We start from the raw sequence: 12,090 nt of genomic DNA on the forward strand, positions 1-12,090 counted from the left end.
GTCACAGAGACCGCCGCTGCAACGCAAAAAGCGCGCGCGACGCGTCATCCAGCGCCGCCTGTTCCGCGCGGTCGGCATCTGCCTTGGCACCGCTTTGCGCCTTTGACAGCACTGTCTGTGTGGTTTTCAAGGCGCGGAACTGTTCAAACAACGCGTCTTCCAAGGTTCCGATTTGACCGTTCAATGCGTCGCCTTCGGCCGCCAGCCCGCGTTGCTGCCTGTCTACCGACGACAGATATCCGGGCAAATAGGGCTGCGTTTCCAGTGTGCTGCCCGCCTGTTCGTCAATCGCCCGCTGGGTCAACGCCGCGCTTTGATCTGTTAGGGCAGACTGTTGGGCGCGCAGGCCCGCAAGCTCTGCTCCGATCGCGTCCAGCTCATGCTGCCTGATGCTGTTGATCAGCCTAAGCGCTGCAATCTGGCGGCGTCCAGCCATAGGTCAAGCTGCCTCTGGCATCTGTTTGCGGGCCTCTTCCATCTCGTAAAAGCTGGGCTGCAGGCTTGTCGGGATGTTACCACGTCCGATTTCGGTACAGATCGCCGGAGAGTGGCCATGCAGGATGGCGATAAAGATGTCGCGGATCACCGCATAGTAAATACCGTCCTGATCTTCGATGGCTTGAAGACGGTTGGCCACCGGCGAGACGAAAAGATAGGCAAGGAAAACCCCAAGGAAAGTCCCGACCAAAGCCCCGCCAATCATCGCGCCCAAAACTGCCGGCGGCTTGTCGATCGAGGACATCGTCTTGATCACGCCCAGAACCGCCGCAACGATCCCGATCGCGGGCAGCGCGTCGGAAACGGTGGTCAGCCCATGCGGTGCTACAAGTGCCTCATGGTGATGTTTTTTCAACTTGCGGTTGATGACGTCTTCGGCCTGATATGGATCATCAAATTGCATCGCCAACATGCGGAAACTGTCCGTGATCAGATCGATGGCAAAGTGATCTTTCTGCAGCTTTGGGTACTGCGAAAAAATCGCACTTTCCTGAGGATTTTCAATGTGATCATCCAGCGCGAGCATGCCATTTTGCTGGTACTTACGCGCCAGAGTATACATGAGGTTAAGCAGATCAACATAGTCGCTTGAATTCCACTTGGGCCCTTTAAAGGCCTTGACCAATGCCCGCCCTGCACCGGCAATATTGGCAAAGGAATTGGCCGCGATAAACGAACCGAGCGCGGCACCACCGATCATCATGCCTTCGAACGGCAGCGCATGGGTAATAATGCCCATATCCCCGCCGGAGAGCATGTATCCCCCGAAGACCATGCCCATCACGACCACGAAGCCCAGAATAATCGTCATTTGTTTTCCACTTGCAAGTTTTCAAGCACTTTAGGCATTTTCTTCGGAATCTCAAGAACAGTTGCTGCTTCGGCAAGTTTAATCATTTGTTTCTCAAGACCAATTGCTATCTTTTCTTGGGGTGACTAAGATAAAAGTCACAATAAGCTGGAGAGTGCCGTGATCTCGGATGTTGAAACCACAATGATTGTCCTTATCGATGCGGACGATGTGAAATTTGCATTTTCGGGTTGGCCCGACCACATTTGCCTCGCTGCATGTCTTTCAAGCTTTGGCACCTGTAGTATGATCGTGTTCCGTCGTGACGAACGGCATCTGATGCCTGACCGTCTTATCAAGATGCTTAAGCTGCGCCGCGAAAACACTTGTTTTGTGCCCAAGGTAGATGGCTATCAAACGAAACAATTCCTGTATTCCGACGAACGACGGCTGATGGCGCTTGTCGCGTCCGACTCTGTCGTTCTGGAAGAAGCCATAGATTACGCTGTAAATTATAACTACGCGCTAGAAGAAGGGCTGGATCCGGCCACGATGTTAGGCTTTGACCTTCCCGCCAGCGACCCCGCACCTACTACGCAGCGCGACACGATGGTGAATGAAGAAGCTCATGCCATGCTGCCAGAATTCCTGCGCCGCTCGGTCGAGAGGTCCCGCCGACCGATTTTTTCCAGCCGACGGGTACCTTCTTTGGGCGAGCTGATCAGAGCCTGATTAGCGCAGCGCATTGCGCAGGTTCAGAAATACATCATCCTTCAGCGGCGCTGCCGTAGGTTCAATATTCTGTGCGACACGCTGCACGATTACGTCATCTGCTGACGTCGCTGGCGGATCAATTGACGCCTTATACAGCTTTTCGTCCGCCTGCATGGCTGGCAAGGTTGGCTCTGTTCGGGCCGGTACCGGCGCATCAATCTTTTGATATTGAACCGAAACCGTGATCCTGCGGTTTGACGCATCTTTGGGATTTTCCGGCACCAATGGCACGGTATCGGCCAATCCGGATACACCAATAATACGGTCACGTGCGACGCCTGACGCTTCGAAGACGCGGCGCGTTGCATTCGCGCGGTCCGAGGACAGATCCCAATTGTCATATTTGCGACTGTCGGCAAAGCGTACTGCGTCGGTATGGCCAGACAAGGTAATTTTGTTGGGCAAGCTCGACAAAGATTTACCTAGGTTTTTCAGCAACATATCCGTCACGCCCGCCATTTCTGCGCGCCCGCTGTGGAACATTGGCTGGCCCTCTTGATCGATAATCTGGATCTGTAGACCTTCGGGTGTTTGTTCAAAAATCAAATTCTGTTGCAGCGGGTCGAGGTCGGGGTTTTCCTGCATGGCCTGCAAGATTTCCTGCTCAAGTTTCTTAAACTTCTCGTTGTCGAGCGCATGCAAGTTTTCAAGCGCAGCGCCGCCGGCCTCCGCGGACCCGTCCGACGACGTCCGAGAGGCTCGTGCAATATCCGCCGCGGCAGGATTTTCGTGAATGCCATCTTCTGTCCCCAACCGCTCTTCATCAGGCACCGACGTCGCTGTCTCGTCCCGGATTTCCCATTTGGCTGATACAGGGTCGTCAATTTTGCCGCGATCACGGCCCTGGGCCACAATCGCGCCATTGGACGCAGTCAAAGTGCCAGGCGGGCCGAGAGTGGCTCCGTCAAGCACACCGCTACCGCCTGGCAGTGTCGCGTTGGTAAAATACTCGGCGATCCCGCGCAGCTTTTGCTCGTCGGCGCTCGAGAGAATCCACATTAGCAGAAAGAATGCCATCATCGCGGTCATGAAATCAGCATAGGCGACCTTCCAGCCTCCGCCGTGATGCCCGCCACCTTCAATGACTTCGATTTTCTTAAATATGCGCGGCTGTGTTGTCGCTGCCATGTAACCTGCCTCTTGTCTCGCGACCACTTGGGCCGGTTCGGCAGGCGCGCTTCTGCACCCACTGCCTCAGAGACATGTATCGCAGTCGATTAGGTGCTCGGCTGGACAAAACAGTGGCAGGAGCAAGGCATTTGAGGTTAGAGTTGGGTCCCTAGATTTTCCTGCACAGCTTCATCACGAGCATAGCGGCCCAGACCGGCTTTCTTTGCGTAATCAGCTTTGCGCAAAGAATAGTTTGGCGCGACAAGGGGGTGATCATCATCAAGATTGAATTTAATTCGGTAATCACCTTCGCTCAATCCATGCTCGGCTCGTAGGTGACGCTTCAACATGGTGAACGATCGGCCGCAACACAGACACGTTACAGAATCATCGGTGACGGACTCGGCCACGGGGACGGCAGGGATCGCGGTTTCAGTGGCCGTTTGCACGGAAAACTTGCTCATCCCGGGCTTTTCAGGCGCCGATTGCAGCCCAGTAAGGGCGGCGGGAAGCGCTTGGGTTAACGCGAGAATATCCTTAACGGTTGCGGATTCACGGCTGGCGAACGCTGCAATCACGCGAACTGCGGCCTCGGAAACGGGGGGATCTGTAAACTCTGTCACTGTCGGATGCGCCTTTACTAAATCGGTGCGGGATGAAGCCTCGCGAACAAACCCTAGAAACTCTGCAAGAATACTATGATTATCCGACGACTTCACAAAAATTGTCAATTTCCCTTAAGTATATTTCAGCCCACCCCAAAGAATAGCGAGGGGACAACATCAGCTGTACTTAAGATAAACCGCGAAGGATTAATTCAACCGCAGACGCTCGGGATGCGAGGGTGGCTGGTCAGATGTGGCAAAACCTTGCCGTTTTTGTCCTTCGTTCGGGGTCTCGGACAATATGCCCGATCTGGCCACGACCTCGGCCGCATGTAAGGTCACAACACGCATGAGATCATCGTTCACCGCCTCTTCGCGCAGCTCAATCAACCGCTTGGCCGCCGCAAGCGCGCACCGCTTGGGCGCAGCAATTTCAAGTATGTCTGCCATTTTCTAGCGCCTATTCTTGAGGGTAACTCAGACGCGTTCTGCAGTCTGCAAGGATATACATAAGTCCGAAGGTTAAAGAAAAGTGAACGCATGGCTTTTTCATGGCGAGCCCGTCAGATTTCACCGTACAAGTCTGACTTTGCCTTCCTCAGTATGGGTGTGCAACAATGCTTATGTTAATCCCACTGTCTCTTTCCTAGCATACGGCCCTGATAAAAGTGTTTTTCCAGCTCTGCGCCTTCGCGCCAATTACATTAAAATGCTTGGCAGCAGACCCCCGAAGGGAACGCTTGGGATGACAAAAGTTCTTCTGGTCTCTAAGTCAGCGTCTGTGCGGAACGGGTTAAACTATCTGTTCTCGGTTATTCTAAAATGTGATTTTGATTGTATCGATTTCGAAGCTTGCGCCGCATGGGGCCAGAAGGGCCATAGCGTTAATGCTATCTTCTTTGATATGACAGAGCTTGAAGGCCGACCAACTGCGTGGATAGAGCAACTTTGCGACCGCGCGACTGACGCCATCCTCATCGCACTTCAAGAACCGAAAGGGCGTTGGGGGGCGGAAGCCTTCCATGCTGGCGCCGTCGATGTGGTCACATGGCCAACCAACCTACGAGAGCTTTCAGCCCGGTTAACGATACGACTACCAGAGGGGCAGATGCGCGCACTGCCCGCAACAGAGGAAAGCTGGGACGTCGAGGCGTATATCGCGCTGAGAGCCGGATTAACGACCTCGGAGGCGCAGATTATGCGCGTTCTGTTCGCGCACGACGGGAAGATCGTGACCCGTGACGCTCTAAGCCTCGCTGTGGAATGTCGACCATGGAGATACGGCGATCGCAAATTCGATGTGCATGTTGCCAAAATCCGTAAGAAGTTTGCTCAGACTTTTGCCTCTGGCATATCGGTCAAAACAATCAGGTCCAGTGGCTATATGCTCACGACAGAGGCGCTCGGTACCTTCAACGAGATTTGATATTGAAATACTGCACTGGCTCGCAGAATCGCTAGATGGAACGCCCACAGTCTCGGATGCTTTTCAACACAATTAGTGTAAATTCGTCAGACCCTCGGTGTAGCGCCATATTTCGCCTCGGCCACCAAAGCTTGTGTTGCCACCAACGCCCCGAGCCACATTTAGTTCCGGAAAACATGGGTGTTCCGCAAGGTTTCTATTAAGGCTATCACGTTTCGACTGGCGAACGGCGCGTTGTCACAGACTTCACCGTGACCTTGATCCACCGAAGTTTAACAAATCCTCAATTTATGTTGAGGTCTCGAACAGCTATCTTGAGGTTGCAACGGGAGCACTTGGGGAAGTTTGTTTTATGCGTTCTGAATTGATGGGGCACATCTGGGGTAAGCGGTTGGAATTTTGCACCGACCCATGCAGCACCCCTTTAGGCCGCATCCTGTCATCGCTGCTCGCGTCACCGATCACGCGATTTACCGTTGAGGTAGAAGACGCGGATCTGACACCTGTCGCGATTTACGCTGGAGAAGAAGTTATTTCAGGCGCATCCCTGGCCGATGTACTTGAGCAGGAGTTCGGGCTGGATCTGGAAGAGGACGCGATCGTGCTAATTGAGCCTTGCGCTCCCATTGCTTCTACGCCCTCCTGCCCTGTGGCACTCGGCCATCAGATCGGGCATATTATCGTCTCGCTCGCGCAGATAGAACGCGATGGGTTCACGACATCTGAGAGCCTGCTAAGCGCTGGTAATATCGCACATAGTATTCACCACCAAATGCTGCATACAGCGACCCCCGGCGAACATATCCATTAACGCGTTTACGTCGATAGACGCGCTAAGGTGTGACACGCAAAGCATAATTTGAATCCAAATTCTAAGAATTCTCCTTTTTTTCGCGAATTAAGGATTCTTTAATACTCCTTTAACCCTGCCGCCCTATAGATGGTATGAGGCAGAATAAGAGGCAGTGAAATGAGTGTAACCGCGTATAAGCGGACCATCTCGCACACCGAAGAACCGCGCCAGATAGAGCGCCGGATTTTGGCTAGCGTGACATCCAAATTAGAAAATCAATTCGAAGCATTTGATGGTGCTTCGGAAAAATCCCAAAAACTTCAGACGCTTGCGGACGGCTTGCGCGATACCCTTTGGGAAAATCAGCGCGTTTGGCTGGCTTTCAAAGCCGACTTAGCCGAGAGGGACAACGGGCTGACCGCCGATCTGCGCGCGGCTTTGATCTCTCTTTCTTTGTGGGTCGAGAGCCACACCAAAGCGGTCCTGTCAGGTTCAAAAAATGTGAAGCCTTTGATTGATATCAATCGCAGTATTATTGATGGGCTGAGCGGGCGAGCTGCCAAAGTCGCGGCGGAATAACCAGCTATGGCGTTGCGGTTAACCCTGAAACCCAATGAGCGGATTTTGATCAACGGCTGCGTTGTGCGCAATGCAGACCGTCGACAACAGATCGTAATTGAGAACCATGCTGATATCGTTCGTGAGGCCGATTTGCTGCAAGAAGATGAAGAGCGTACTCCCGTAAAGGAAGTGTATTTCTTCATCCAAACGGCATTACTTGAGCCATCGACGCGTATAAAACTCGTGAAGATTATTCAACGTAAACTTGGTGCACTTGCGCCGGTCTTTCACGACGAAATGGCGGGCCATATCTTTGACGCCGCGGCCCATGTGTCGGCCTCGGACTTCTACAAGGCGATGCGAACCTTACGGCCCCTGATTGAATATGAAGAAAAACTGTTTCAAATGATCCGTGAAAAAAACACGGCTACCGCGGCGGAATAGGGTAACCCTATGATAAGCATTTCGGGACTAGGCAGCTCTACCGCGCTCAAACTCATTGACGCAACGCGCGACAAACAGCTTGAATTGATGCGTAATTCTGCCGCGAATAAGAGGGCAGAAGAGGCGTTCCGCGACCGGATAGGCGATATCACTACCCCCGAAGAACTGGTCGCTGATTTCGAAGTATACAGCTATGTGATGCGTGCTTTCGATCTTGAGGATCAAATTTTCGGCAAAGGCCTTATCAGGAAGATGTTGGAATCAAATCCGACCGAGCCCTCTTCTCTTCTGAACCGCCTCACGGACAGTCGGTTCCGCGAAATGCACCTGACCCTTGGCTTCACCACAGAAGAAGGGCCTCAAACACCCGATTTGACCGACCCGGATTTCCTTAGCGATGTGATAACACGGTTTTACAATCGTCAGTATATCAACGAAAATGACGCCCAGAACGAGACGGTTGGCACTGTTTTGGAGTTCCGCGACAAGGTGGGTGACATCAGCAACTGGTTTGAAGTCCTCGCCAGTGAAAAATTAACTAATTTTTTTCAAGTCGCTCTATCGCTTCCCACGCAGATGTCTGCGTTTGATCTGGACAGACAAAAATCACTTCTGCAAGAAAAGTTTGACATCGAAAAGCTCGCCGATCCGGCCGAGCGTGAAAAGCTGATTTCGAAGTATGTCGCTATATCCGATGCAGTTAACCCACAGGGATTTCAGGCAAATTCGATAGCTTTGGACCTGTTGCAATCCTACAATCTGGGCGGTCAGTTTGTCCCGATTACCATTGATGTCGCCGCGATCACCTTCTCGGCGTCGCGGCTGTACCGCTGATCAGCTCGGCATATCCGACATCATGTCTTCGTCACTTTCAGGCAAAGCAACCTCCCCCTCAGACATCAAGCGCAACGCTGCTTCGACGAGTTGAGCTTGGGCACCTTTGACATCTTTGGACCGTACAGGACCCATGGATGACATCTCGTCTTGAAGCATGCCCCGCGACCGCGACGGCAAAGATGCCAAGAAATGTTCGCGCACTTCTTTTCTAGCGCCACGCAGAGCCATCGGCAGAGTGTTTCCGCTGACTTCACGCATAATTTTACCCAACATCATCTCGTTGAATTTAACCAAATCGTCGAAAACAAACATTTTTTGCTTGATGGACAAAAGCTTGGCTGGCTGGCGCTCTTCCAGGTTGCGGGTCAGGTTCACCAGCATATCTTCGTCAAGTTTGTTGAAAATTGAAACCAACTGGCTCTCGATCCGGGCTTCGGCGCTGTTTCCTGCCTTGGCAAGTACATCGTCACGCAGCGTGTTTTCGATGTTCTGAATGGTATCGATCGGCAGCTTATCCATCCCCATGATTCGCTCGATCAAATCCGAGGCACGTTCGGCCCCTAAGAGCGGTAGGACTTTGGCCGCAACATCGGGACGTATACGCGTCAGGATCACAGCGATGGTCTGATTGTGTTCTTTCTGCAAGAACGCAACCAGCTCTTTCTCGTCGAGGTCCGAGAGGTCCTTCCAGACGTTATCGATTTTTTTCCCGTCAATTTCTTGCAAAATTTCTGCAACACGATCTTCGGGCAGAAACTCTTTTAGCAGACCGCGTGCGGCGTCGATCGAGCCAACGACACTACCGCTATGGTTCACTTTTTCATCGAATTCAGCGATGATTTCTTCGACGATGCCCGCGTCGACTTCGCCCATAGTGCTGATGGCGGTGGTGATCTGACGGATCTCGTCTACATCAAGCTGTTGCATGATGGCGCCCCCGCGTTCTTCACCCAGACACAAAAACAGGATCGCCGACTTTTGCGCGCCAGACATATGACGGTGTTTGCGAAGGGGTACAAACTGGTTCATGAGAGCGCCGATTCCTGCAGCCTGAGGATGATTGGACAAGGATAGCGGAAACTATACTTGTTTGACATGACTATTTCGACGCCGCGGCGCCTAGCCGGAGACGTAGGATTGGATCAGCGATCCGGCCAGCATGTACCACCCGTCGATCAGGACGAAAAAGATAACTTTGAAAGGCAGCGATACCAATACTGGCGGCAACATCATCATCCCCGCGCTCATCAAAACCGACGCGACGATCAGGTCAATGGCAATGAAGGGAAGGTAGATCAGGAAGCCAATCGTAAACGCGCGCCTAAGCTCTGAGATCATGAACGATGGTACTAATACCCGCCAACTTGGGAGCGCGGCCGGGCCGTCGGACGGTGGGGACGCCTCGTCTGCGATATCGGTGAAAAGCTGTAGATCCTTGTCGCGTGTATTGACCAGCATAAAATTGTAAAACGGCTCGGAAATATTGCGAACGGCCTGCTCTTCGATGATGGCATTTTCCATCAGCGGGACAAGTCCGGCCTCCCACGCGTCTTCGAACACCGGCTGCATGACAAAGAAGGTCATGAACAAGGCCATTGCGTTCAACACAATGTTTGGCGGCGTCTGGTTCAAACCAAGGGCAAGCCGTAACATCGAGAAAACAATCACGAATCTGGTGAAACTAGTGACCATGACCAACAATCCCGGCGCGACGCTTAGCACCGTGATGATTGCAAACAGCTGGATCAGTCGGCCAGAAAGGCTGGCCCCTTCATCCGTCCCCGGCGTTACGTCTCCGAAGGCCGAAGAGAGGTCGCGCACCATACTGCCCAGGTCGGCTTCCTGTGCCGAACCGGCCGACCCCAATACGATCAGGGCGGCCACAAGTATGGCCGTGCCCGTTGTCAAAGACAGCGAAACAGAGGACAGAATGCGCGCGATCATCAGATATCTGAGACGAAGTCTTTGACGATTTCACGCAGTGCGACACCGAGCGAGTCGCCTTGGACCCGTACCAGATCACCACGCGCCACCATGCGATCGTTAATCATGATGTCGACCGGTTCACCGACCCGGCGGTCCAATTCAATCACCGACCCTTTGGTCAGATTAAGCAGCTCTGAGATCGGCATCCGGCTGCGCCCCAACACGACGCGAACGTCTAGCTTGACGCCAAATATCGCGTCCAGGCTTTTGCTATCCAAGCCGGCTGGCACTTTGGTTTCCGTATTAAGCCCGGAACCCTCAGTCAGGTCGGCGTGTGTCTTATCCTGATCATTATGTAGCATTATTCAGCAATCCTTGTGGTTGCGGTCAGTTCAACTGTGGCGGTTTGCAAAGCGCTGCGCACCGCTGTGGTTGCCTGTTCAATGTCATATTCCAGCTTGCCGCCCTGCCACACAACCTGCGCAGCACCGCGGGGCAAGTCACTATCCGCGCTAATCTTGATCGACGCGTCATCGGTCGAAGTTGGCAACCAAACGGGCGGGTGCGCCTCAAGCCGGGCAACAACATCGGGGCATGCAGTGATCGACAGAACCGGTGTGCTGCGGCTCAACGCGACGCTTTCGCGGATGCGGCGCACAGCCAGATCGACCCCGTAAGTTTGCAGCAATTCGGGCACAAGCCTGTCGCCGATGCCAAGGAATAATTCGACAATATCAGCCTCTGTGGCGCGACATTGACGGGTGTCTTGCGCGATCAATACGTCCAATTGCCCTCGGATTGCCTCGCTTTCCGCCGCGAGCCGTTCGTCTTCTTGCGCGTCAAATTCGGCCTGCGCATCCAGCCGGCCGACAGCGCGCCCCGCATCAAAACCCTGTTTGCGTGCCTCGGCCAGTCGCAGGTTAAGCTCTTCATCATCAAGCGTCGTGACAGGGACCGCGGGCGCGTTATCACTGTCAAAGTTTCGGGCGAAGAGGTCGATCATGCGCCGGCCTCAGCTGGGAGCCATGACCGGATTACGCGCAAGACCTCTTGCGGTTTTTCATCAGCAAGTTGCTGGATTGTTTCGATTTTCTTTTTATGAAGATTGCCGCGGATGCCCTCTTTGCGCACGTATTCAGCCACCTCGGCGGCGTCGATAGTTTCTTCATCTACGTTCAGCGGGTCTTCGTCTTCTTGCAGGTCCGCAACGGCAGAGGGCACCGCGGGCAGCTTGGCGGGCTGGCCATCAACGCCCAAAGCCGCGGGTTCGGACGCTTTGTCACCGGTCAAGGCCGGGTCTTCATAGCTGTTAAGCTGATCGCCCTCATTGAACTTGCGCAGCAAGGGGCGCACACCAAAGATGAGGATCAGGCCGACCACCAGCAGGGCAAGCACGCCGCGCACGATAGAGACGACATTTTCGCTGAGCTCATCCCCGATCGTTTTATCGATCGGGTCGCCCAGATCCATCGAGTAGTCCATAAACCGCATGCTATCGACAGAGACACTATCCCCGCGCGCGGTGTCGAACCCGACTGCCGTCTGGACCAGCTCGCTCAGGCGGGCGAGCTCTTCAGGGGTGCGTTCAGCATAGATCACGTCAGAGCCGTCGACATTGTAGATGCCGTTCACCAAGACCGCGACAGATAGGCGACGGACATCGCCCGCTTCGCGTATAATTTCGCGGCGCGTGTTACCGATTTCATACTGTACGATCTCATCGGCTTCGGACCGTCGGGTCGACGACCCTTCGCCGGTGCCGTCGGCCAATGCCGCAGGTATGTTGTTCTCGACGCCCACATTGCCAGCCGCTTTCGTGCCGGTCTGGTCCTCGGATTTTGTCTCGGTTGATCGCACGACTTGCTGGTCTGGATCATAGGTCTGCTCTACAATGACCTCGCGTTGTGTCGTGAGCTCTACGTTCACATGCACGCGCGCGTTCCCCGCCCCAACCCGAGCGGTTAGGATATTCTGCAACTCCTGAGACAGACGATCTTCGATGCCGGCTTTGGCGGATTGCACACCGCCCTGACTGCTGCCATCTGGCCCTTCAGCAAGGATAGTCTCTCCGCTTGCGGACAGGACGGTCACGCGCGAAATGTCCAGATTCGCAACGGCAGAGGCGACCAGATTGCTGACCGCCACGGCCTGCTTACGTGTCACGGCGCGGCCGGATTCGGGGCGCAAGATGATCGACGCCCGCGGCGCAGGCGCATCACGCGAAAACGGCTCGCGGTCCGGCAGCACCAGATGCACACGCGCCGACGAAATGCCATCGAGCGTCTGGATTGAACGTGCCAGCTCCCCCTCCATCGCGCGCATCTTA

The 12,090-nt window shown here is 54.0% G+C and carries 16 protein-coding genes; 6 read left to right on the forward strand and 10 right to left on the reverse strand.

From position 1 onward, the window contains the following. Position 1: 1 nt before the first annotated feature. Positions 2 to 436, reverse strand: a complete 435-nt coding sequence (locus tag GLP52_RS16950) for a flagellar motor protein (RefSeq protein ID WP_093732905.1) — start codon at positions 434 to 436, stop codon at positions 2 to 4. A gap of 3 nt (positions 437 to 439) precedes the next feature. Then, on the reverse strand, positions 440 to 1,309 hold the full coding sequence (gene motA / locus GLP52_RS16955; RefSeq protein WP_093732904.1) for a flagellar motor stator protein MotA: 870 nt from the start codon (positions 1,307 to 1,309) through the stop codon (positions 440 to 442). Positions 1,310 to 1,492: 183 nt separating this feature from the next. Between motA and GLP52_RS16960 the strand changes: the two genes are divergently transcribed. Next, positions 1,493 to 2,020 (forward strand): flagellar motor protein, encoded by a 528-nt coding sequence (locus tag GLP52_RS16960; protein WP_237273780.1) that lies wholly within the window; start codon positions 1,493 to 1,495, stop codon positions 2,018 to 2,020. Here the strand turns inward: GLP52_RS16960 and GLP52_RS16965 are convergent, their stop codons facing one another. From GLP52_RS16965 to GLP52_RS16975, 3 genes are all read right to left on the reverse strand, one after another. After that, positions 2,021 to 3,190, reverse strand: coding sequence for a flagellar motor protein MotB (locus GLP52_RS16965; protein ID WP_237273002.1), 1,170 nt, complete (start codon positions 3,188 to 3,190; stop codon positions 2,021 to 2,023). A gap of 137 nt (positions 3,191 to 3,327) precedes the next feature. Continuing rightward, positions 3,328 to 3,891, reverse strand: a complete 564-nt coding sequence (locus tag GLP52_RS16970; protein WP_237273781.1) for a MucR family transcriptional regulator — start codon at positions 3,889 to 3,891, stop codon at positions 3,328 to 3,330. A 93-nt stretch (positions 3,892 to 3,984) separates the two neighbouring features. Next, positions 3,985 to 4,227, reverse strand: coding sequence for a hypothetical protein (locus GLP52_RS16975; RefSeq protein ID WP_237273004.1), 243 nt, complete (start codon positions 4,225 to 4,227; stop codon positions 3,985 to 3,987). A 295-nt stretch (positions 4,228 to 4,522) separates the two neighbouring features. Here GLP52_RS16975 and GLP52_RS16980 point away from each other — a divergent pair, with 295 nt between their 5' ends. The 5 genes from GLP52_RS16980 to GLP52_RS17000 all read left to right on the forward strand — a co-directional run bounded on the left by GLP52_RS16980 (position 4,523) and on the right by GLP52_RS17000 (position 7,835). After that, positions 4,523 to 5,203, forward strand: coding sequence for a winged helix-turn-helix domain-containing protein (locus GLP52_RS16980; RefSeq protein WP_093732899.1), 681 nt, complete (start codon positions 4,523 to 4,525; stop codon positions 5,201 to 5,203). A 352-nt stretch (positions 5,204 to 5,555) separates the two neighbouring features. Continuing rightward, positions 5,556 to 6,014 carry a hypothetical protein gene (locus tag GLP52_RS16985; protein ID WP_093732898.1) on the forward strand — a complete coding sequence of 153 codons (459 nt, stop codon included), beginning with the start codon at positions 5,556 to 5,558 and terminating at the stop codon, positions 6,012 to 6,014. A gap of 159 nt (positions 6,015 to 6,173) precedes the next feature. Further along, positions 6,174 to 6,575 carry a flagellar biosynthesis regulator FlaF gene (flaF, locus tag GLP52_RS16990; protein ID WP_093732897.1) on the forward strand — a complete coding sequence of 134 codons (402 nt, stop codon included), beginning with the start codon at positions 6,174 to 6,176 and terminating at the stop codon, positions 6,573 to 6,575. Positions 6,576 to 6,581: 6 nt separating this feature from the next. Continuing rightward, on the forward strand, positions 6,582 to 7,001 hold the full coding sequence (locus tag GLP52_RS16995) for a flagellar biosynthesis repressor FlbT (protein ID WP_093732896.1): 420 nt from the start codon (positions 6,582 to 6,584) through the stop codon (positions 6,999 to 7,001). A gap of 9 nt (positions 7,002 to 7,010) precedes the next feature. Next, positions 7,011 to 7,835 (forward strand): DUF1217 domain-containing protein, encoded by an 825-nt coding sequence (locus GLP52_RS17000; protein ID WP_237273005.1) that lies wholly within the window; start codon positions 7,011 to 7,013, stop codon positions 7,833 to 7,835. Here GLP52_RS17000 and GLP52_RS17005 read toward each other — a convergent pair whose 3' ends face one another. The 5 genes from GLP52_RS17005 to fliF form a co-directional block, all read right to left on the reverse strand. Then, a complete protein-coding gene (locus GLP52_RS17005) occupies positions 7,836 to 8,867 on the reverse strand; it encodes a flagellar motor switch protein FliG (protein WP_093732894.1) in 1,032 nt (343 codons plus the stop codon). It abuts the gene before it with no gap. A gap of 90 nt (positions 8,868 to 8,957) precedes the next feature. After that, positions 8,958 to 9,782, reverse strand: coding sequence for a flagellar type III secretion system pore protein FliP (gene fliP / locus GLP52_RS17010; RefSeq protein WP_093732893.1), 825 nt, complete (start codon positions 9,780 to 9,782; stop codon positions 8,958 to 8,960). Continuing rightward, positions 9,782 to 10,126, reverse strand: a complete 345-nt coding sequence (gene fliN, locus GLP52_RS17015; protein WP_237273006.1) for a flagellar motor switch protein FliN — start codon at positions 10,124 to 10,126, stop codon at positions 9,782 to 9,784. The genes fliP and fliN overlap by 1 nt, the downstream gene beginning before the upstream one ends. Further along, positions 10,126 to 10,767, reverse strand: a complete 642-nt coding sequence (locus tag GLP52_RS17020; protein ID WP_093732891.1) for a FliH/SctL family protein — start codon at positions 10,765 to 10,767, stop codon at positions 10,126 to 10,128. The genes fliN and GLP52_RS17020 overlap by 1 nt, the downstream gene beginning before the upstream one ends. Continuing rightward, positions 10,764 to 12,090 (reverse strand): flagellar basal-body MS-ring/collar protein FliF (fliF, locus tag GLP52_RS17025; protein ID WP_237273782.1); only part of this gene is annotated, 1,327 nt, incomplete at its 5' end. The genes fliF and GLP52_RS17020, both read right to left, overlap by 4 nt.

Origin of the sequence: Sulfitobacter sp. M22 (assembly GCF_021736025.1) — a bacterium.
Taxonomy (GTDB): domain Bacteria; phylum Pseudomonadota; class Alphaproteobacteria; order Rhodobacterales; family Rhodobacteraceae; genus Sulfitobacter; species Sulfitobacter litoralis.